Annotated in this window: 20 protein-coding genes and 3 pseudogenes; 9 read left to right on the top strand and 14 right to left on the bottom strand. The window is 54.9% G+C overall.

Annotated elements, in window-relative coordinates; translation table 11 throughout:
- Window positions 1-118: 118 nt before the first annotated feature.
- On the top strand, window positions 119-337 hold the full coding sequence (locus ABH944_RS42585; RefSeq protein WP_404615173.1) for a hypothetical protein: 219 nt from the start codon (window positions 119-121) through the stop codon (window positions 335-337).
- Between the two features lie 201 nt (window positions 338-538).
- Here ABH944_RS42585 and ABH944_RS42590 read toward each other — a convergent pair whose 3' ends face one another.
- The 4 genes and pseudogenes from ABH944_RS42590 to ABH944_RS42605 form a co-directional block, all read right to left on the bottom strand.
- Window positions 539-1,297, bottom strand: a complete 759-nt coding sequence (locus tag ABH944_RS42590; RefSeq protein ID WP_404615171.1) for an HAD family hydrolase — start codon at window positions 1,295-1,297, stop codon at window positions 539-541.
- Window positions 1,294-2,445 (bottom strand): hypothetical protein, encoded by a 1,152-nt coding sequence (locus ABH944_RS42595; RefSeq protein ID WP_404615169.1) that lies wholly within the window; start codon window positions 2,443-2,445, stop codon window positions 1,294-1,296. Before ABH944_RS42595 ends, ABH944_RS42590 begins: the two co-directional genes overlap by 4 nt.
- 86 nt (window positions 2,446-2,531) lie before the next feature.
- Window positions 2,532-3,164, bottom strand: coding sequence for a hypothetical protein (locus ABH944_RS42600; RefSeq protein ID WP_404615167.1), 633 nt, complete (start codon window positions 3,162-3,164; stop codon window positions 2,532-2,534).
- Window positions 3,165-3,423: 259 nt separating this feature from the next.
- Window positions 3,424-4,439 (bottom strand): annotated as a pseudogene (locus tag ABH944_RS42605) (IS110 family RNA-guided transposase).
- Between the two features lie 734 nt (window positions 4,440-5,173).
- Between ABH944_RS42605 and ABH944_RS42610 the strand changes: the two are divergent.
- From ABH944_RS42610 to benC, 4 genes and pseudogenes are all read left to right on the top strand, one after another.
- Window positions 5,174-5,305 carry a hypothetical protein gene (locus tag ABH944_RS42610; RefSeq protein WP_404615165.1) on the top strand — a complete coding sequence of 44 codons (132 nt, stop codon included), beginning with the start codon at window positions 5,174-5,176 and terminating at the stop codon, window positions 5,303-5,305.
- 18 nt (window positions 5,306-5,323) lie between these two features.
- Window positions 5,324-6,109 (top strand): annotated as a pseudogene (locus tag ABH944_RS42615) (RHO alpha subunit C-terminal catalytic domain-containing protein); the annotation flags it as partial.
- Entirely contained in the window at window positions 6,106-6,597 is a 492-nt protein-coding gene (gene benB, locus ABH944_RS42620) for a benzoate 1,2-dioxygenase small subunit (RefSeq protein WP_404615163.1), read from the top strand. The pseudogene ABH944_RS42615 and the gene benB, both read left to right, overlap by 4 nt.
- 44 nt (window positions 6,598-6,641) lie before the next feature.
- Window positions 6,642-7,688, top strand: a complete 1,047-nt coding sequence (gene benC / locus ABH944_RS42625) for a benzoate 1,2-dioxygenase electron transfer component BenC (protein WP_404615161.1) — start codon at window positions 6,642-6,644, stop codon at window positions 7,686-7,688.
- Window positions 7,689-7,799: 111 nt separating this feature from the next.
- Here the strand turns inward: benC and ABH944_RS42630 are convergent, their stop codons facing one another.
- The gene (locus ABH944_RS42630) at window positions 7,800-8,102 is read right to left on the bottom strand and encodes a hypothetical protein (RefSeq protein WP_404615159.1); all 303 of its coding nucleotides are present in this window, start codon (window positions 8,100-8,102) and stop codon (window positions 7,800-7,802) included.
- A 134-nt stretch (window positions 8,103-8,236) separates the two neighbouring features.
- Complete coding sequence (locus ABH944_RS42635; protein ID WP_404615157.1) at window positions 8,237-8,467, bottom strand: transposase; 231 nt, start codon at window positions 8,465-8,467, stop codon at window positions 8,237-8,239.
- Window positions 8,468-8,582: 115 nt separating this feature from the next.
- On the opposite strand from ABH944_RS42635, the pseudogene ABH944_RS42640 reads away from it, so the two are divergent.
- Together ABH944_RS42640 and ABH944_RS42645 are read left to right on the top strand one after the other, a co-directional pair.
- A pseudogene (locus ABH944_RS42640) lies at window positions 8,583-8,783 on the top strand (MFS transporter); the annotation flags it as partial.
- 60 nt (window positions 8,784-8,843) lie between these two features.
- Window positions 8,844-9,524, top strand: a complete 681-nt coding sequence (locus ABH944_RS42645) for an IS6 family transposase (RefSeq protein WP_404615155.1) — start codon at window positions 8,844-8,846, stop codon at window positions 9,522-9,524.
- A gap of 70 nt (window positions 9,525-9,594) precedes the next feature.
- On the opposite strand, the gene pdxR is transcribed toward ABH944_RS42645, so the two are convergent.
- A complete protein-coding gene (gene pdxR / locus ABH944_RS42650; protein ID WP_404615153.1) occupies window positions 9,595-11,064 on the bottom strand; it encodes a MocR-like pyridoxine biosynthesis transcription factor PdxR in 1,470 nt (489 codons plus the stop codon).
- 98 nt (window positions 11,065-11,162) lie between these two features.
- Between pdxR and ABH944_RS42655 the strand changes: the two genes are divergently transcribed.
- Entirely contained in the window at window positions 11,163-12,080 is a 918-nt protein-coding gene (locus ABH944_RS42655) for a DMT family transporter (RefSeq protein WP_404615151.1), read from the top strand.
- A gap of 354 nt (window positions 12,081-12,434) precedes the next feature.
- Window positions 12,435-13,151 carry an autoinducer binding domain-containing protein gene (locus tag ABH944_RS42660; protein ID WP_404615149.1) on the top strand — a complete coding sequence of 239 codons (717 nt, stop codon included), beginning with the start codon at window positions 12,435-12,437 and terminating at the stop codon, window positions 13,149-13,151.
- 98 nt (window positions 13,152-13,249) lie between these two features.
- On the opposite strand, the gene ABH944_RS42665 is transcribed toward ABH944_RS42660, so the two are convergent.
- From ABH944_RS42665 to ABH944_RS42695, 7 genes are all read right to left on the bottom strand, one after another.
- Window positions 13,250-14,416: an acyl-CoA dehydrogenase family protein gene (locus ABH944_RS42665; RefSeq protein WP_404615147.1), complete on the bottom strand. Its 1,167-nt coding sequence runs from the start codon at window positions 14,414-14,416 to the stop codon at window positions 13,250-13,252.
- 68 nt (window positions 14,417-14,484) lie between these two features.
- Complete coding sequence (locus ABH944_RS42670) at window positions 14,485-15,198, bottom strand: 4'-phosphopantetheinyl transferase family protein (RefSeq protein WP_404615145.1); 714 nt, start codon at window positions 15,196-15,198, stop codon at window positions 14,485-14,487.
- Window positions 15,195-16,097 (bottom strand): aldolase, encoded by a 903-nt coding sequence (locus ABH944_RS42675; protein ID WP_404615143.1) that lies wholly within the window; start codon window positions 16,095-16,097, stop codon window positions 15,195-15,197. The genes ABH944_RS42670 and ABH944_RS42675 overlap by 4 nt, the downstream gene beginning before the upstream one ends.
- Window positions 16,094-16,813, bottom strand: coding sequence for an iron-containing redox enzyme family protein (locus ABH944_RS42680; protein WP_404615141.1), 720 nt, complete (start codon window positions 16,811-16,813; stop codon window positions 16,094-16,096). The genes ABH944_RS42675 and ABH944_RS42680 overlap by 4 nt, the downstream gene beginning before the upstream one ends.
- Before the next feature lie 75 nt (window positions 16,814-16,888).
- The gene (locus tag ABH944_RS42685) at window positions 16,889-17,662 is read right to left on the bottom strand and encodes an alpha/beta fold hydrolase (protein ID WP_404615140.1); all 774 of its coding nucleotides are present in this window, start codon (window positions 17,660-17,662) and stop codon (window positions 16,889-16,891) included.
- Between the two features lie 212 nt (window positions 17,663-17,874).
- Entirely contained in the window at window positions 17,875-18,198 is a 324-nt protein-coding gene (fdxA, locus tag ABH944_RS42690) for a ferredoxin FdxA (RefSeq protein ID WP_120309178.1), read from the bottom strand.
- 49 nt (window positions 18,199-18,247) lie between these two features.
- Window positions 18,248-19,342, bottom strand: coding sequence for a C45 family autoproteolytic acyltransferase/hydrolase (locus tag ABH944_RS42695; protein WP_404615137.1), 1,095 nt, complete (start codon window positions 19,340-19,342; stop codon window positions 18,248-18,250).
- Window position 19,343: the final 1 nt, after the last annotated feature.

A 19,343-nucleotide genomic window follows, 5' to 3' on the forward strand; every position in this document is an offset into this window, starting at 1 on the left:
ATCTTTAGACAAAGTAGTCCCCATCACTTATTTGGTGGGGACTACTTTGGACACTATCCAGCTGCCTGTACATGCGGCCTTCAGATGACGCTTACCTTCCCCGCATCGCGCTCGCAGCATGCTGACCACACAGTCACCTAGTCACGCCGTGTCTTACGATGGACAAACAGCCGCTTACGGTGCAAAAACGTTTGAAATTGTTGATACAGCGCAAGGAGGTACGACGTTCGGATTTGAAATATTTTATTCAGCAGAACTGAAAGCTAGCCACGCAACTGACGCCAAAAACACGCTTACAGTGAAGTTCGCCATGCATGGAACCCAGGCCATCCAATGACAAGCTTTTCCAACCAAAAAAAGAATGGCAATCTCGGTGGCGGTAAGCGGAAGCCCGCAACGATTCAACTGTCAGTCTGTGCGATGAACGTTGATTCGCACCGGGCACTGATCACCTTTGCATCTAACGTTCACTGAAAAATTGCGTCTTTTGCATATAAACTCTGCGCTACGTCAAGATGTTGCCCGCGACACGCTTACCCTAGATCGCAGCAGGCATCTTCGTGATCCATGCGATCGCATCGCTAAAATCACTTGCGACGTACGTGGCACTTTCCCACGAATCGGAGATGTGCCAAGCGGGCCGAAATCTACTCGGAATTAACACTGCCGAGCATCCTGCCGACAACGCCGGTTCGATATCTCGATCAGGTTGGTCACCGATGACTGTTACAGACGCGGACGCAAAACGCTCTCGTAGTCGTCGAAATTGAGTAACCGTCTTCGTCACTTCAAGCACACTTTCGAACGCCCATCCAAGTCCATGGATTTCGATTATTTTGCGTTGTTTCTCGATCCTGCCCTCCGTGAGCATATAGACGCCTAGCCCCCTTCGCTGCGCTAACTTTAGGCCCTCCTCGACACCAGGCAGCAAGCCCGGCGTTTTATCTCGCGCACCAACATAGTCGGCGACGATTTGTTCAGCAAGCGGGATGGAAATTGCGTCGGAATTACGATGTCCAGTCAGCGCTGCCCGTGCAGCCACGTCTGGGGAGCCACCTCGCAATCCGTCCGCTAATCCGAACACCAGCATAATTGGAGGGTAGCGAAAGTGGAGATGATGCTTGGCCGCCAAAGCTTGGTCATACCTGCGGACAAAATCCAGACGTCCGTGCGCCAAGTTTCGAATATCTAAAATCGCCTCGACCCTGCTGAGCAGCGCCTCCTGCGCCTTCGCATACACCGAGTCTGTGTCCCAAAGAGTGTTGTCTGCGTCACACAAGACGACCTGTTGCATCATGGTTTGGCTCCGTCGGCGGTTCCCCTAATACCCGCGGAGCTTACGGGAGCGCTCGCCGATGTGCTACTGGTGGGGCTCTCTTGCGCCGCCGAAGCAGCACCTGATATGGGGCGCCGCCCGGCAATTGGCGACGGCACGGGGGTGCTCGCTCCTGCCGCCTTGTCTCCTTGTGCCTCATGTAGACCTGACCCGCCATCCATCGCAGCAGCGCCAGGTTGTGCACCGTTATCGTCTTTGATTGAATCCTGCGCACCAGTCGTCGGCTTCCTCGCGTCCAACTCGATTTTAGTTGGAACAACCACCACCACAATAAAAAACGACAATAACCAGAATATCAACAGACGTATGGCACACTGAAGTAACTTCTGCGCCGGCTGCAAGTACCGCAGTTTGTCTCCACACTTTGCAGCGACAAGATAGCTTTCAGTAATATAGTTCTTATAATATTTTAACGTTAGAGAGCTTCCGCCAACCCCTGCTGTTGTATTTTTTACAAATGAGTCTGCCCAGCCAGCGGGATCGGTTCGCAAAATACTTTTAAAAAAGAGATGCGACAAGGCGTCCGTGAAAACGGCTTCATCCGCATCGTCTAGTTTACGGGGTTTGCCGTCCACAGCGTCTGGTTTTCGAGATTTATCGTCCGGTTTTTCCGGTTTCATTTCCGGCCACACAAAACGCGTTTGCGTCGCATGAAAACTCACTAAAGCGCCGAACGCAACAAAGATGATAAATAGTCCAAACGAAAGATACACCAGACCGACCGGTATCCCATACTGCAGGGAGCTGCGAAACATCGCCCTAAATGGATAAGCATCCACAAATTTTGCGAAAAGTGCCCCCGCCGCCGCCGTTAAGAACGCGACAATAGTAAGCAGTCTTGCGGATTTCTGATCTTGGTATTCAGTTAGATCCTTGACTTCCTTCAAGGAATCTTTCGCCCTATCGAGGTATTTTTCGTCTAAACCACTCAATTTATCAAGCAATTTTAATTGATTTTCTATCGCTGGAAGATAGGTTTTCGCGTCAATAGATATGCCATCTTTACGAGGATAATAAGTTATCTCTTTTCCTACAAACGCGTGTACGACCGCACACATCATGCTCAGATTTTTTTTACTTTTCCCTAATGCAGCAGGCTTCTGATCCATGAGCAAAATCCAATAATTAATTTTTCAATTTTAAGCAACTACATCGCTTGTCGCAGAAATTATGCACGAAAATAATGAGGCGACCGTTACACCTGAGACTTCTTTATCTTCGTTGGTCGAGCGGCTTTTTTCGTTTGCTCACCAGAAATCGCCCCAATATTTACTGTTTCAAGCGAGATATGCCAAGGTCTGTTTGCCTTCATATTGCTTGCCATCTTTTTTAAATCCGACAACAATAGCTCTTGCCCGGCCCGGGTGTCGAGACCCGTCATCGCCCATTGAACGTCAAAGAAATTCGGTTCCATTTTTTTTAAAACTTGGCGAACATGTTTTGCTAACACGTCTGGATCCGAATAATCAACATCTCCATCTGCAAAAATTAACAGCTTCTCAAGTGAGTCACATATGTAAGCTGTAACAGCCTGCACGCTAGCTTTCTCAAGCAAATGAGATCCAGGATTCCAGAGATTCGCCCAATCCTTTTTGATAACATTCCAAATTGCCGCAAATGTGTCAAGTTCCTGATCAACCACCGCAAGCAGCGAGTTTCGATTTGCAACTTCGCTTAATCCGGCTTCCAGGGCGTTGGCAACGATGAATCCGCTTTGATTTTTCGCCCACTTTAGCTCACCTTTAAATGGACTATCCGACCCGCCATCAAAGTAGTCAAGCGCTGTAATTTTATCTTCATCTACATTCGTGCTACCGCTGTCCAACATGCGCGGATCAAGGCGGGCGCCGGTATTCTGGCACTCGCCCGTGGCTCATACAAAGCCCCAGAAAACCATCGGTACCAGACCAGGGTCCACAGGAGTATTCAACAAGAATCGGCTTGCTGCGTTAGCAGTGCCAGGCTCGTCTCGGCTCGCGGTCTGGACTCCCAGCAATCGCTGATTGGAGGACGGCGGGAGCACGTGGCCCAATCAACTGACCTGGGTTCACGCCAACACTTTTACCGGGCTCACGGCCCCGCCGAATCTAACCAAAGCATTTCGTCACCTCGAAAGGTTTTCCGTCTCGTAACATGTAGAAGGCCGCGCGCGCGAGCTTATGCGCAAGCGCCTTCATCGCGACCACGGGCATGCGTCGGGCTTTTTTGCGCTCATAGAAGCGTCTCGCCTGCGGACAACTGCGCATGGCAACGGCCGCAGCCTCGATGAAGGCCCAGGAAAGATACTTGTTGCCGTTCTTTGCGTTGCCTTCACCCTTCTTCTTACCATTCGAGATCCGCTTGCTCTCGACGCATCGGCAGTAGGAACTGAACTGCCCGACGCTGTGAAAGCGGGCGATGGTACCCGTTTCCAGCATGATGGTGGTCGCGAGGGTCTCACCGATCCCGGGCACGGTCTTGAGGATCGCGAACTCGGAGCGCAGTTTCACGGTGCTGTGCAGGACGGTTTCGATTGCATGGATTTGATCCTGCAGCGTGCGCACAACCGTGAGGTTGGCCATCAACGCACACTCGATATGCGGCGACAAGCGCAGCGCAGTCACAGCCGCGTTATCGAGGTGGCGAACCTGTTGTGCGTTGAGGCACAGATTTAACTGCCGTGCCAGGATGTTCTCGATACTAAGAGTGTTCAGCGTGCGTTGCTGTACGAGTTGCATGCGCTTGCGGGCGAGATCACGTAAGCCGCGCTCCGCTGACGGATATAAATATAACCCTCGGGCAATAGCCCGAGACGGAACATATGCGCGAGAAATACGGCATCTCGTTCATCACCGGCGTATTTCAGGCCCTCGTACTGCTTGATGGCTGACGTATTTGCCAGATGGACGGCAAAGCCCGCGGCCATCAGGCCGTCGACAAGCCAGTACCAGTTATAAGTTGATTCCACCACGACCCCTTGCAGGTCCTCGTGGAATGGTGCGAGGACCGCGATGATTGATGACAGGTCATTGGCCAGTCGCTTGCAGTAAAGCACCCGGTCCTGATCGTCGATCACGGCGATCATGGCGTTATTCGAGTGCAAATCGATGCCGCTATACTTCATTTCAGCCTCCTGAACGGGTCGGTTGAGCTTGGCATCTCAACTGTAGACCCTGGCCGCCCCTTCTCTGGGCGGCCAGGAGGCCTTTTACATGATTATCAACATTTCGACAGCAATTGTGCCAATCGGCCTAGATTGCGCGCAGACGGGGTTTGGGTCATCGTTTTTGACACGCCGGCAAGCGAACTGGCGCCGGCACCATGACTCGTCCGCCGTAAATCAAGCTAAAAAACGCGCGCGACACCGAACAGAATTGCGGGTCAAAAACTCACGCTCGACCGCAAGTAATCTCTGAGTTACAGCAACGAACCGCAAGATTATCTATTCGGATCCCTAATTTTTTCTTCGTCATCCTGTAACGAACCAAAATCCGCTGGGTGCCCCTCCTTCTCTGTGTGTAACCGGGGCGCTCGCAGCACGCCAACACCGCCTCATCCGTCTCGAGAAGGATCCACATTTCAGGCAACGAACGTCGGCAGAGCGTGATCGCTATGGGAAGGTAACACAGGGCATTGATATGAATATGGAAAATACGCTCATCGATATTGATCGCACTGGACATCGAAGGTTCGCAGCGCGTCCCCTACACTCACCTTGATCCAACGACTGCGCGTGATGGGAAAACAAGGCGCCGGTCACCGCATGCCACGACGCGCCATCTCAACACGATTCCAACTTCGGGCGCGGCGACAAATTGGCGACAAATTCGAACCGTATCGCGATCAAGCGGACACGTGATGATTCATCTGCACTATCTGCAGGACGGCGCGGTCGCGCTCGTAACGCTCGAGCGCCCACCGGCAAACGCCTTCACACCAGAAGGTCTGCTTCATCACCTGCAGCAGACCATTGAACGCCTGAACCACTAGCCTCGCGTGCGTGTGCTGGTGATCACTGGCAATGGTCCGAAGTTCTTCAGCGCCGGCGCCTACCTGAACACCTTCGCCGACGGATACCACGTCAGCTCAGTTCACTGGAATTACGTGGCAACAATAGGACGGCGCAATCGCGAAAACGACAGCGTCCGGACCGTCGATGCGAACGCGTGGTCGAAGAGTGTCGGCGGCTTCTATGCCTTTGAGCATGGGCACCTGCTGTTATGGACCCGCTTGCTCAACCCCGAGGTTCGCCCTGTGTTCGCAAGGAAGGAGGAGTTGAGAGAACGTCTGGGGGAGGCTCAGGCGGAGGCGATCGTGAATCAGACGCGCAATCTGTGCATCTATCCCAATCTCTACGTAATGGACCAGGTTTCGACGCAGATCCGCGTTATCAAACCGCTGTCCGTCGACAAGACGGAAGTCACGATCTATTGCTTCGGTCCACGAGACGAAAGCGATATCGATCGACGCACGCGTATCCGTCAATACGAGGACTTCTTCAATGTAAGTGGCATGGGCACGCCCGACGACCTGGAAGAGTTCCGAGCTTGTCAGAGCGGTTTTAGCGGTCATGCTGCAGCCTGGAACGACCTCAGCCGAGGCGCTTCCCGATGGGTTCCAGGCGCCGACGACAACGCTCGCAATCTCGGCTTCGAGCCCGTCCTGAGCGGGATCCGTATCGAAGATGAAGGCTTGTTTGTCCAGCAACATAAGCATTGGGTCGAGACCATGCTTCGCGGTATTGACTTGGAACCACGCGTGATCCACGTTCAGCCGATGAAGAAGGCTCAATGACCGACCTTCGTTACCGCGATGTATGCGCTTTCCTTTATCGCGAAGCGCGCTTGCTCGATGACCGGCAGTGGGACGAGTGGGTGGAATGCTATAGCCCGCGCGCGACCTTCTGGATGCCGTGCTGGGACGATGGCGACACGCTCGTAGACGACCCGGATCGTCACATCTCGCTCATCTACTACTCGGATCGAAATGGCCTGGAAGACCGTGTGTTCCGGCTCAAGTCCGAGCGATCCGGCGCGAGCAGCCCGGAACCACGGACAAGCCACAACATCAGCAATGTGGAGATCATAAGCACCGGGGAAGAGCATATCGACGTGCGCTTCAACTGGCATACGCTGAACTACCGATACAAGACGTTCGACCACTATTTCGGCACGTCCTTTTATACGCTCGCTGTCGACACATCAGGGATCACGATTTTGAAGAAAAAGGCCGTCTTGAAGAACGACCGGATTCATCAAGTCATCGACATCTACCACATCTGAATATTTCGACAGCGACCGGAAGTTACCAGGGAAGCGAGCAGAAAATGACTCATTCAATTGCCCTGCAGTTCGAGGATGACGTAACCCACTTCATCGCTTGCACGGAGGATGAAACCGTCGCCGACGCAGCGTACCGCCACGGAATCAGTATTCCGCTGGACTGCCGCGATGGCGCATGCGGCACGTGCAAGAGCTTTTGCGAACAAGGGCGTTATGACGGAGGCAACTACATCGAAGATGCTCTGACCGACGACGAGGCACGGCAAGGGTTCGTTCTTCCCTGCCAGATGCGTGCGAAAACGGACTGTGTGATCCGTGTGCCCGCATCGTCGACCGCGTGCAAGCTCAGGCGCTCGACCTTGCGCGGCCGACTAGCTGCCGTCGACCGTGCCAGCGACACAACCTTGACGTTCTCGATCGCTGTTGATCCGTCGATAAAGATCGACTTCCTGCCGGGCCAGTATGCAAGGATTCAGGTTCCCGGCACGTCCGAATCGCGCGCCTACTCGTTCAGCTCTTCACCTGGAAATCACAACGCGAGCTTTCTCATTCGCGATGTGCCAAATGGAAAAATGAGCACATATCTGCGCCAGTTTGCTCGCGTTGGCGAACCTGTGACATTCGACGGCCCATATGGCGCGTTCTATTTGCGCAAGATCGAGCGACCGCTGCTTATGCTGGCAGGAGGAACCGGATTGGCGCCATTCCTCTCGATGCTTAATTCGATGGTTGCTGAAGAGCTACTTCATGGCGACGGAGATCAACGCGTCAAGCACCATTCGATCCGGTTGATCTACGGCGTCACTCGGGACGACGATCTGGTCGGCCTTGAACAACTCGATCGCTTGACAGAGCAGCTTCCACAATTCGGCTACGTGACTTGCGTCGCGGATAGCGGAAGTGCGCATCCGCTCAAGGGGTATGTCACGCAGCACATAACGAGCGAAAACCTGCATGAAGGTGACGTGGATATCTACGTGTGCGGACCACCACCCATGGTTGGGGCCGTTCGCAACTGGCTTAGTGAAAAGGGGGTTAAGCCCGAGAACTTTTTCTTCGAAAAATTTGCTCCGGCAACTGCAATGAGTTAGCTATTTCGGTGGCACCATTCGCCGGCGCGACGGCAGTTATCGTGGGTGGTGACAGCGGCGTATTGCTGCCGACGCCGCTCGTACCTAAATGCCGTCTTGTCACTACGCAATCTACCGATCTGCCGGGCGACACCACCAGTTTTGAGCGAAGACAATCGACCCGATCAATTCCAAACCAGAAAGAACAAAGCCGCCGTGCCCCATGTGGGAAAGCCTGCAGTCGTAGAGTGCGGGCAGGAGCTGCTCCCGCCCGTCGCCGGCGGCGCTTGCTCTCGCGATGTCGAAATATCGCCCTATGGCCTTCGAGTTTTCGTGGGCAACGATCACCTCCCCGCAGACCGATTCGGCCGCGCGAATCTGCGACTGCTCAAGCGCTTTGCCGTGAAAACGCATGGGGACGATCTGTAAATACATTGCGAGGCCGATACTGTATAAAAACACAGTATACGCTCTCACGCGCGACGACCGGGTTCACGTTTATCGCTTAATCGACATCCGGGAGTCGAGGGCGGCCGAGCGGACAACGCCAAGAGGTTTTGGCCGCCCCGTCAGCTCGACGCGAGATTTGCGAAATTGTGCGTTTCAGTCTCAAGGCTATGCGGCGTGCAAGAAAATAGCCGGTTGGCGTTGACGTCGTTCTGACGGGCGATCAACGCCACACAAGCGCCAGGCTCGAATGATTGTTCGGCAAGCTGGCGCTTGAACTCCATTGGGAAATTGGGCCGCTTATAGCGCCCCTCAACACCACGCCCATTCGATGATTTATCCTTGTATTGCATCCACTAAATGATTTGGTGGACGCAAAAATAGCCAAATCCGCTAACCTCGTACAGACGGCCCTGACGCATCGCTTACGTTTGTCAGGCTGAATGCTTTAACTGATTCGCCGAGCCTATTTGCACCAGTACCCTTTCGCGACTGTTCGACCAGATCCTGCTTTTCCTCGTCCCGCTAGTCGTATTCCAGACTACACAAGAGGTGACCTGGTCGGGAATCGCGTTTTTTATCGAGGCGCTGCCGAGATATCTCGTCTTTCCGATTTGCGGTGCCTTATGTGACCGGATGCCTCCGGTCAAGGTGTTGCGTATTAGCCGGTTCTGTTGCAATAGCGGAGGCTGGTATGCTGCGGAACCTTACAGAACGATGTGAACGACAATGAAAGCGCTGAGTCCGGCGGTAGCCAAAGTGCTGAAGCGGTTACACTATCCGCTCGAGATAATGTTGGTGTGGGTGCGTTGGTACGTGGCATATCCGCTGAGCTTGCGCAATCTTGAAGAGATGATGGCCGAACGCGGGATCGCGGTCGATCATTCGACCGTGCACCGGTGGGCCATTAAGCTTCTGCCGGTGCTTGAAAAAGCGTTCCGCCGCTGCAAGCGCCCGGTCGGCAAGAGCTGGCGTGTCGATGAGACCTACGTCAAAGCCAAGGGGCAATGGAAATATCTGTACCGCGCTGTCGACAAGGCCGGCAACACGGTTGACTTCTTGCTGCGAGCCAGGCGGTACTTCGGGAAGGCCATCGATCAGAATGACGCACCCGACACCGTAACTATCGACAAAAGTGGTGCCAACCTGGCCGGGTTGCACGCTGTGAACGCCGAGCGTGAGACGCCCATCAAGATCCGCCAAGTCAAGTATCTCAACAATATCGTGGAACAAGACCATCGTGCGACCAAGCGCCGTACTCGACCCATGCTGGGATTCAAGACATTTCGCTGCGCCCGGATCCTGCTGGGTGGAATCGAGGTCATGCACATGATCGCGAAAGGCCAGATGATCGATGGCGCTGTACCGAAGAGCTCAGTTGCCGAACAGTTCTATTTTCTAGCAACGTAAGTCATCCTATCTATATCACCTCGTTCCGTCCAGATTTCCTTATCGCGACAGAGCCCGTTTCACTGCAGTATCACCTCAATGCGGGATTTGCTCGCAACTCACTCGCAAGCACGTGTACGCCGTGGTCAAGTTCCTGAACGTTCCAGGCCGCGAAGCCGATGAACAGTCCCCTCAGGTCACAATCGATACAATGCCTCGACAGCGCGCGCCCAATGACGCCCGCGGCTCCCAAACGCGCTGACAAAGCATTATCGTCGACATATTCGTTGAAGCGTATCAACATCTGCATCCCGCCAGCGGGACTGTCCACTTTCAAAATGTCTCCCAACTCGCGTCGCAAGGACATAACGAGATGATCCCGGCGCGATCGATAAATCCGCGTCATTTTGCGGATATGCGAGACAAAGTATCCCTCGTTGATGAACTCCGCCAACCCATCTTGCACCGTTGCCGATACGATCTGCCCGGTATGGCGTTGCGCTTGCTCAAACGTACGAGCGAGCCACGCAGGCACGACCGCGTATCCGACCCGAATGTCAGCATAGGTCGCTTTCGAGAACGTCCCGACGTAGAACACGTTGTTTCCCATTACATCGAGGCTCTGCAGCGCCGCAACAGGACGGCCATCGTAATGAAATTCGCTATCGTAATCATCCTCTACGATGACAGCCCCAACCGACGATGCTAGGCGTAGCAGCGCTTGACGTCTTGCGACCGGCATCAACACCCCCGTCGGATACTGATGAGATGGTGTCACGAAGATCGCTTGCGGCAAATCGGTGCGGCCTTCGAAATTCAAGCCACTCGCATCCACGTTCACACCTTCGATACGCGCGCCGACCGATTCGATCGCCGCCCTGGCCCCTCGGTATCCCGGGTTTTCGACCCATGCAAGGTCGCCGACGTTCAACGTGAGACGGGATATCAGTTCGAGCGCCGCCTGCGCGGACGGCGTAACGATCACTTGAGATGGCGCCGCCCGTACACCTCTGAATTGCTCCAGATGCTGGAGTAACGCAACTTGTAAACCTTGACGATTGACAGTCCCAAGCGCCGGAGTCATCTTCACGCGGCGCGCAGCACTTCGCAGACATCTCGCCCACAGATCGTGTGGGAACTCGCGAGGATCTGCCAATCCCGGCATAAACGGCACTGCGCGGGGTTCACCGGCGAACGGCCAGTCGCTGTCGGAAATGCGCAGCGCCCATTTCGAGCGCGCAGTACGATCCGGCGCATTGGCGGCGTTCATCTTGCGGTCAGAGGACAATGCGCGTTTCGGCAAGTCGGTGATGACGGGCTTACGCCCTTGCGCAACGTCGATAAACCCCTCCATTGTGAGTTGATCGATCGCCGAAGACACCGTATTGCGGGCGATATGGAAGTAGTCGGCGATGGCCCTGCTCGACGGTAACTGATAGCCGGTCGGCAGTCGCCCCGAGAGAATTGCATCACGAAGCTGATCACAAAGCTGTCGCGATAACGGTACGCCGTTTCCTGCTGTGAGTTCGATGTCGAGTAACCCGGACAGTGCATTTTTCATCTGAACTGGCTCAACCTTTTTTATAGAACTTGCTCTGTAGTCCCCCGCCACTAAAGCTTACCATCACCTTTAGTTGAGTCTTGCTAAAAGGAGTTGCTATGAGCGACGATGTGCTCTCTCGCCGCACCGCATTGTTCCTCTTCAGTATTGTCGTGTTCACTTGGGGGATCAATTGGGTGTTGACCAAGGTCATCGTCAACAGTGTCAATCCGATCTGGACGACGGCGATCCGCTCCGTAATTGCGTCTATCGCGCTGTTTTTCGTGCTAGTCCTGCGAAGACAACTGATCGTGCCCAAGCTCGGCGATATTCCCGTCATTCTGGCGATTGCGGTGCTCCACATGGTCGGGTTCTCGACATTGGTTGCTTATGGCGTGCGCTATGTGCCGGTAGGCCAATCCATTGTGCTCGCGTATACGACACCACTTTGGGTCGCGCCCGCGGCTTGGCTCTTCCTGAAAGAACCACTGAGCGGGCCTCGGCTAGGCGGCATTATCGTCGGCTTGGTGGGCATCGCGGTGCTCTTCAATCCCATTTCGTTCGACCGGCATGATGAACACGCATTGCTCGGCAACGGACTGATCATGCTCGCCGCATTGTGTTGGGCTGGCAGCATTATCTATGTGCGTGCGCATCGCTGGATATCGACACCGTTCCAATTGGTATTCTGGGAGACGACCCTCGCCGCTGTTATATTGACCGTGCTTGGCTATTCGACGGTAGGCGCACCCGAAATCACTTGGACGCCAGCACTCGTGACCGAGTTTCTTTTCGCAGGCGTTTGCGGCACGGCGCTCGCTTATTGGGCAATGGCGACGGTGAACCGAAGTCTGCCCGCAACCACCACCGCGCTTGGCATGCTGGCCACGCCGATCGTCGGGATAGCTGGCTCCACCCTCTGGCTTGGGGAGTCGCTCAGCGGCACCTTATTGACCGCCATGACACTAGTCATGGCCGGCATTGTGATGGGAACCGTTCGTTACCCGGGACGCAGGGTTGCCCGACCTGGCACCTGATCACGGTCCTGCAAAGACTTACAGGGGCGGCCCGCCAGCTCAAGCCGACGCGTTACCAGGAGCAGAACAATTCGCCATTGACTGTGGCATGCATCGAATTGCGCCGTGCCCATCAGCGTCCATTCTGCCATACGCTCTAAAACATAAAGCGTAGATTTTTATCGCGAAACTTTCCTGGAAAATCTATAACGACTAACGTAAGGTAGATGCTTAAAGCATTTCGCAACGTCATAGTCTCATTGGACTTTTTAGAATATCGATAAAAATCGAGATATGACTGGAGGTAATCAGAAGTAATTTTTCGCAATCAGACGATCAACCAATAAAGACGTTTCTTTCACCAGGATGGGGATAATGCGTGATTGGCAAATTGAATTACTGGACGTACTGATGGGTTCAACCGACTCCAGCGTCATTTTTGATGCTGTTGCCTCGGTTGGAAGAAAAATCGACTTCGATTACTTATCCTACATGTTGGTTTTGCCGGTTCCGCTGACGCGGCCTAAGATTCTTTCTGTTAATAATTATCCGTATGGGTGGCAGGAGCAGTATCGGAAAATGAACTACGCGGCCATTGATCCGACGATTCATCGCTCTCCAATGTCCGATCAGAGCCTGATCTGGAGTGACGCCGTGTTCGCTAGGACACCCACGATACGGAACGAGGCAGAGGATGCGGGTATCCGCCACGGTTGGGTGTGCGCGGTCGGTGGTCTCGGGGGCGCACGCGGAACATTCACACTAGCGCGTCGAGAAAACGAGATAACTTCAGAAGAGCTCAGCGATAAGGCCCATCAAATGACTTGGCTCGCACATACCACACATATGACTTTGTCGAAAGCTCTAATGAACCGGGTCGTCGGAACGAAAGCTCATACCGCGCTCACGTCGCGCGAGATCGACGTTCTGAAATGGACAGCCGATGGAAAGACTGCGCGCGAAATCGCACAATTACTTGCTATATCTACCAATACGATCAATTTTCACGTAAAGAATATTGTTTCAAAACTCGATGTGACCAATAAAACCCAAGCGGTCATTACCGCCGCGTTTCTCGGACTGCTCCAATAGCGCTGGCTTCTGCTCCACTAGGATTACACGCGGGAAATCTACTTAGTAGGCGATCTCCCGCGTGAAACGTCCTTTGTTCGTGGCTAAGCGTCACGCTGTTAGCAAGGACGCTGCAAAGCGCCTGCAACGATCATCTTTTGTATTTCCGAGGTCCCTTCGTAAATTCTCAGCGAGCGGATCTCGCGATATAACCGCTCGGTCACGGACCCACTTACCATGCCCGCCGCGCCGAAGAGTTGGACCGCATCGTCGACCACCTGAAACACTCCTTCAGTTGCTTGCCATTTCGCCATACTTGCGTGGGATTCGTATCGATGCAATAACGTGTCAAACTCCCACGCGGCTCGCGCCACGAGTAGCGCTGCACTGTCCAAAGTCAACGACATTCTTGCCAACCTCTCCGTCGTAAAGTGAGACTCGATCAGACGCCCACCGCCGGCGACGCGATCACGGACACGCGGCAACGTTGCGTGTAATGCGCGCCGCCCGAAACCCAACGCTGCGGCGCCGACAGTTATTCGGTAATAGCTCAAGATCTCGGTCACATAACGGAAACCGTGCCCGAGTTCGCCAAGCAGCATTTCCGCCTCAAGGCGGCAATCCTGGAGTCTTAATGTCGCCAGAGCGCGAGGCGCGAGAACCGATACCGGCTCCCAAGAAAGGCCTACAGTTGTTGCTGGGATCGCAAACAGACTCAGGCCCAACGCGCCGGGACCGGGCCCAGTCCGTAGTAACACCACGTAGTAGTCGGCGATGCCGCCATTCGACACCCACGACTTCTCCCCCGTCGCGCAATAACCACCGTCAGCCTGCGGTTGGGCCGAAACGGTTAACCGGGACAAATCGGAGCCGCCCGCCGGCTCGGACATCGACAACGCCGCGATAGCGTCACCACGCAACGACGAGGGGAGAAAACGCTCTCGCTGCGCAGCGCTGCCATACCAGGCCACCGCCGCACTGCCCAACCCTTGAATCGAAAAGGCGAAATCAACTAGATCGTCGAGAAACGCGAATGCTTCGCGGATCAGGCAAATCGATCGCAAATCCGTACGCGGTCGATCTTCCGAGTCCACGACATACTTCAACCAACCATCCTCCCCAAGTAGCTTTGTCAACCGCCGACCTCGATCGGCCGGACCTTCAACGGCGCTTGTCAGTGCAAGCCCCTGATTCGCAGAAACCCATTCCTCCAACTCTGTAGCTAGCTGTCGGTGCGACGCGTCAAAAAAGGGCAATGCCAACATCGAACGGTCGAAGATCTTCATGTTTTCAGATCATGTGGAAAATAGATTAATGGGCCAAGTAGGTCAGCAGCACCTCATGCGTATTCGGCTTACGGATCAGACGATTCACGCCGTACCAACGACACGCGAGCTCCGCCCCTGCACACCGCGAGCGCCCCTGCCATTCCGCGAGGGAGGCCATCGAGATCAATCACAGTCCACAGTCGTGGGGTCCCTCCGAGATCCGGCGCCTCCACGTCAGCCACCGGCAACCCGTAACCGACCTGCAACGAATGCATGGGGCGGCACAAGCCAGTGCCAATCCCTTTGAGTAACGCCTCCTTGCGCGCCCACACTCGTGCCAGCGCCTGCTGACTTGCCTCGTTAGAGAGTATTGACCACTCTGCGTACTCTTCTGGCGACAACACGTTCCGCGCGAATCTCGGACCGTGGCCGCCTACCAACGCCTCACCTTCGATATCGATACCGAGTTTCATGCCGCGTGCATGTGCCGACGCTGCGGCCCAAAGTCCAGTAGCGTGACTGAAACTGAACTCGACTTCGAAGTCGTGCAGGTAGGGCTTGCCAAAGCGCCCATCTTTTCCGAAACGCAACCCTCGCGCAGGAGTATCAAGCCTAGCGCCCAGCCAAGTCCGAAGTGCGCCATGAGAAGACTGATATGCTCTCGCCAACTCGGGGTCAATGTACCGCTGCATCTGACTGATCTCATCGATACCGAGCAGCCCCTCGCAATAGCGCAGCCACGCCGGGTCGAGATCGATCGGCGCGCAACACCAACTGATTTCGATGTCGTGCTCCCTCATCGACGAAAGCCTAGCTGCGAGTCACGTCCGTGACGCGCTACGCCTGAGTCGTCACCGGGAGCATCGGCCTGGGACACGGAGCCCGCCGTTGCGATCGGATGCGTGATGTCGGATATCGTTGTAAGGACCTGTCTCGCGTAATAGAAAAACGTCGCAGCAGATTTCGTAGGATGAAGAATCCAGTCGTGCGCTTCTCGAGCCAATGTGCCATCGATCGGTGCGATTTCTCCGCACGCCTCTGCCATCAATTGCAGTTGCGCGGCCCGTTCACATTGCACCGCCACAACACACGCTTCCTCAATCGACCCAGCTGCCACAACCAGCCCGTGATGGCTAAGTAGCAGGGCGCGACGTGTCCCTAAAGCATTCGTGATGAACTCGCCTTCGTCGTTCCCCACGGGTAATCCCGGCCACTCGGCGACAAACGACACATCATCGTAGAGCATGCAACTGTCCATCTGAGCGACTTTTAGCGGCCGACGCAGCATGCCGAGTGCACAGATTGCCGCCGGATGCGTATGAACGATGCATTGAACGTCCTCGCGCGCCCGATAAATCCAGCTGTGAAACCGGTTCGCAGGATTCGGAATTCCAGCGCCTTCCACCACTTGAAGATCCGCATTCACCACGAGCAAGTTGCTCTCGTTGATCTCTTCAAAGCCGAGGCCCAAGCGCTGCGTGTAGTACAAATCCGACGTCGCCGCCCGCGCGGAAATCTGCCCAGCTAAACCTGATCCATGGCCTCGCGATGCGAGAATCCGGCACGTCAATGCAACTTTCTGCCGGTCCGTCCAGTCCGGTGACATCAGATGAGCTTGCATCTCCGACATCGCATTCGCCACCAGCGTGCCCTTGTCGAGTGCAAATGTATCTGCTCTGATGTCTGGCGCCAGTTTCAAAGCACCCTCTCGAGGGAGAAATTGAAAGTCCCTCGAATGCCGGAGTCGTCGGGAAACACAATCGAGTCGAAGAACCCCCAGCGCGCCTCAACGAGCGCCGTACCGGAAGACAACATCAGCGCAAGCGTATCATCGTTATCGGAAACAATATCCTCCATGATGTCGCGCATCGTGTCCGCATGGGCATCGTCGCAACCAACGTGAATGTGGAAGAATTGAACCCATTGATTTGGAATGCCAATCGACATGAAACCTTTTATCAGATCCGCATAGATATGCGGCACCAGTGCTTCAGCCCCAAGACATAGCGCGCCCAATCCCCGCGCGACTCGTCGATCGCGGCAGTGATCGAACATAGTGTCAATTAGACGTCGTGTGCCGAGTGAGGGCTTTTGCTGTTCTGGCGACAAATCGAAATGCGCCAACATATCGCGATACAAACGGCTGTGTGGAATATTGCTTTCGACTGTCAACCCTAGTTCTTCACACAGATTTGCCGCAAGCATCTCGACGTGCCGGTTCTCCTCGAGGTTTCCGAGCAACGCACACAAGTAACGCGTGAAATGACTACTGTAGATGCCCTGCTGCACAAGAAATCGCTTAAGCTCCGCTTCCGTGATCAAGCCCTCCCTGCAGCGATGCAGAAAAGGATGTTGACCAATCCGGCTAATCAACTTGCCCGTGTGGTCAGAAATAATTTTTGCATATCCGCCCATCCCATCCCCCGTAACGACGTCATACTGGAACCTGATTCTGCAAGAAAAGCGCCGCCTTCAGTTGGCCAAGCGCGGTTACCCGTGCTTCATGAAAGTAGCGATCCGACGCTGCATTTCCTCGTTTTCATAAATGCCGTAATGCCCGGCTTCGGAGATAACTTCGAACTCGGCGCTCGACATGTGCTCGGCGACTACACGTGCGCTGCCCGGGTGAATCAGGTGATCTGCACCGCCGTGCAACACCAGCGCTTTCGCAGTGATGCCTTGCATCAATGCTCCGCCATCGTGGTCTTGGCATGCCGCCTGCAGTTGAGCATAGACCCACACAGCCAAGTCCGAAGAAAACGTCTGTCGCTCCATGTCGGCGATCAATGAGCCAGTCTGCGTCTCCACTTTTGCACCCTGCAAAAGCAACGCTCGAACAAGCTTTGCGTAACCCGGCCCGGATTCAGCGACCTTTCGCCAAAGAGGCAATACCGTTCTTTGATACGCGCTCAGTTCTCGATTCCTTTCTATCACCACAGACGGGCTGACGATACAGACCTTACATTCCTTCGATGTACGCCACATTTGATTTGATAGCGCATACCCTACGATGTTCGCGCCGGAACAGTACGCAAGGACGTAATCGACCGACGCACCGTTCGCATCCATCACCTCGGCGATGTCGCGCGCATGTCGATGCACCGACACCTCGCTTCCGCTCTGCCACGTCGATATGTCCGGCAAGCCTCGCGATTGGACGGCGATCACGCGATACCGGACGCAGAGCCGCCGCGCAATCGGTGCCAACATCGCCACGGACATCCCCAGCGCGTTCACCAACAGCACTGCGGGTCCTACTGACATCCCGCATTCGTAGACGACGATCGTTTGCCCATCGTCTCCGGCCAAGGTTCTCTTTCGAAACGTCTGCGTCATATCAACGTCACTTTGTCATTCGTCACTACGTGTAGCTGCTTAGGCACAGCGCAAAGCCGTTAAACATCGCGCTCCTACTTGCACGTTTCGCTTCCGCACCTCTTCTCTCATGGCTCGGAACAGAGTGACACGAGATCCGATCAGCGCAACAGATTCCTCAGCTTCCCCTCTACTCCAGCCCAAGTCGCGGCTTCAGGAAGCGCGGCCTTCTTTTCCGTAAGCGACGGCCAGTTTTGCGCCAGTTCACGGTTTAGCTCTAGAAAATTTGCCATGTCCGCAGGCAATGCATCGTGTGGCCGAATCGCATTCACGGGACACTCCGGCTCGCACACGCCACAATCGATGCAGACATCGGGGTTGATCGCAAGAAAGTTCGGCCCCTCGTGAAAACAATCAACCGGACAAACGCTTACACAATCCGTGTGCTTGCACTGAATGCAGTTTTCGGTCACGACATAAGGCATGGAATCCTCTTTTCGTTGATTGAGCGCTGACCCAACTATTCAAGACGCCTTAGGCTTTCCGGATGCGACATCGACCTTCCCGGCTCTCCGCTCCAGCTGCGAGAACGTGCATCGATGCCGGCGTGACGACAATGTGCCTCGCCTTCGGCAGCATGACCACGCTTGCGACAGTGCATTCCTTTTGCACGTTCTCACTAGGTTCAACGTGCAACGGTGCCCGATCCATCACGCGCAAATAGTCCTCAAGCGCCGCATCGACAGGCACGCGTCCAAGCATCTCCTGGCATGCCCTCTCCCTCCTTAACGACGAGTTCTTGGAGAATGGATTGAGGCGATCCATGGGCTTAAAGTCCGGGTGCTGGAAGTGATTTGCGTGCGTAACGACGTCGCGCTGCATCACCCGTATTTCATCACGTACGTACTCCACGACAACCAACTGCTCGCCATCACACAGCGTCAAGGCCCGCGAACTCGCCAACGGTAGTTCCCGGAGCATGGCCACTGCTTCGTTGACGTTTTCCGCGTGGGTCAACAGGTGCCGGATTGCCATATAACCGGGAACCCCCGGTCTCCACACGCTTGCGAGCACCAGGTTCTGACATATCGACACGCCGCGATCGTTGATCCCCAAATAGCCAAGCAAACCCGTGAAGCTCACCATAACAACTCCACGCGTGTTTGCATCGGCATCGATGCAAAGTACCGTAAGCTCGCGCTCCATTGAACCGTTCAAATCGATAGTCTGCCCGATGATCGATGCTTCGCCGGCAAGCCGGCCAAATGTCGAACAGTCGCCGCTCGTCGGTTGCGGACCAATGGCTCGATACCCGCTTAGCTCCCGCCTGACTTGAAGCAGCCACGCCTCGTCGGTGTGAACGCCAGCACCCATCGCAAGTCCCCGTACTTCAGACGCGAGTGCAGGTAACACGGTTTCTACAATTTCCGCGTACCGACGAGTTTCACGCAAGAAATAGTCTCTCTTCCCCGCCTGTGCCGAGATGTGCTCCAATCGCGCGGTGCCGTCTGCGAGAAACCGTTGGATCTCCTCCCGATCGGCTTCTCCATGCTGACGCCCGATCTCGTAACTGTCACCCGAGAGCCGAAAGATCCGTCGTGCGGCGAGCGTCGCGTCGAGCGTGATCATC

This window comes from Caballeronia udeis, from assembly GCF_044909315.1.
GTDB classification, from domain to species: domain Bacteria; phylum Pseudomonadota; class Gammaproteobacteria; order Burkholderiales; family Burkholderiaceae; genus Caballeronia; species Caballeronia udeis_A.

Excerpts from the sequence above, each read along its gene's own strand:
- ABH944_RS42585 (WP_404615173.1), top strand. The coding sequence starts at position 119 with ATGCTGACCACACAGTCACCTAGTCACGCCGTGTCTTACGATGGACAA.
- ABH944_RS42590 (WP_404615171.1), bottom strand. The coding sequence starts at position 1,297 with ATGATGCAACAGGTCGTCTTGTGTGACGCAGACAACACTCTTTGGGAC.
- ABH944_RS42595 (WP_404615169.1), bottom strand. The coding sequence starts at position 2,445 with ATGGATCAGAAGCCTGCTGCATTAGGGAAAAGTAAAAAAAATCTGAGC.
- ABH944_RS42600 (WP_404615167.1), bottom strand. The coding sequence starts at position 3,164 with ATGTTGGACAGCGGTAGCACGAATGTAGATGAAGATAAAATTACAGCG.
- ABH944_RS42610 (WP_404615165.1), top strand. The coding sequence starts at position 5,174 with ATGATTCATCTGCACTATCTGCAGGACGGCGCGGTCGCGCTCGTAACG.
- benB (WP_404615163.1), top strand. The coding sequence starts at position 6,106 with ATGACCGACCTTCGTTACCGCGATGTATGCGCTTTCCTTTATCGCGAA.
- benC (WP_404615161.1), top strand. The coding sequence starts at position 6,642 with ATGACTCATTCAATTGCCCTGCAGTTCGAGGATGACGTAACCCACTTC.
- ABH944_RS42630 (WP_404615159.1), bottom strand. The coding sequence starts at position 8,102 with ATGTATTTACAGATCGTCCCCATGCGTTTTCACGGCAAAGCGCTTGAG.
- ABH944_RS42635 (WP_404615157.1), bottom strand. The coding sequence starts at position 8,467 with ATGCAATACAAGGATAAATCATCGAATGGGCGTGGTGTTGAGGGGCGC.
- ABH944_RS42645 (WP_404615155.1), top strand. The coding sequence starts at position 8,844 with ATGAAAGCGCTGAGTCCGGCGGTAGCCAAAGTGCTGAAGCGGTTACAC.
- pdxR (WP_404615153.1), bottom strand. The coding sequence starts at position 11,064 with ATGAAAAATGCACTGTCCGGGTTACTCGACATCGAACTCACAGCAGGA.
- ABH944_RS42655 (WP_404615151.1), top strand. The coding sequence starts at position 11,163 with ATGAGCGACGATGTGCTCTCTCGCCGCACCGCATTGTTCCTCTTCAGT.
- ABH944_RS42660 (WP_404615149.1), top strand. The coding sequence starts at position 12,435 with ATGCGTGATTGGCAAATTGAATTACTGGACGTACTGATGGGTTCAACC.
- ABH944_RS42665 (WP_404615147.1), bottom strand. The coding sequence starts at position 14,416 with ATGAAGATCTTCGACCGTTCGATGTTGGCATTGCCCTTTTTTGACGCG.
- ABH944_RS42670 (WP_404615145.1), bottom strand. The coding sequence starts at position 15,198 with ATGAGGGAGCACGACATCGAAATCAGTTGGTGTTGCGCGCCGATCGAT.
- ABH944_RS42680 (WP_404615141.1), bottom strand. The coding sequence starts at position 16,813 with ATGGGCGGATATGCAAAAATTATTTCTGACCACACGGGCAAGTTGATT.
- ABH944_RS42685 (WP_404615140.1), bottom strand. The coding sequence starts at position 17,662 with ATGTCAGTAGGACCCGCAGTGCTGTTGGTGAACGCGCTGGGGATGTCC.
- fdxA (WP_120309178.1), bottom strand. The coding sequence starts at position 18,198 with ATGCCTTATGTCGTGACCGAAAACTGCATTCAGTGCAAGCACACGGAT.
- ABH944_RS42695 (WP_404615137.1), bottom strand. The coding sequence starts at position 19,342 with ATGATCACGCTCGACGCGACGCTCGCCGCACGACGGATCTTTCGGCTC.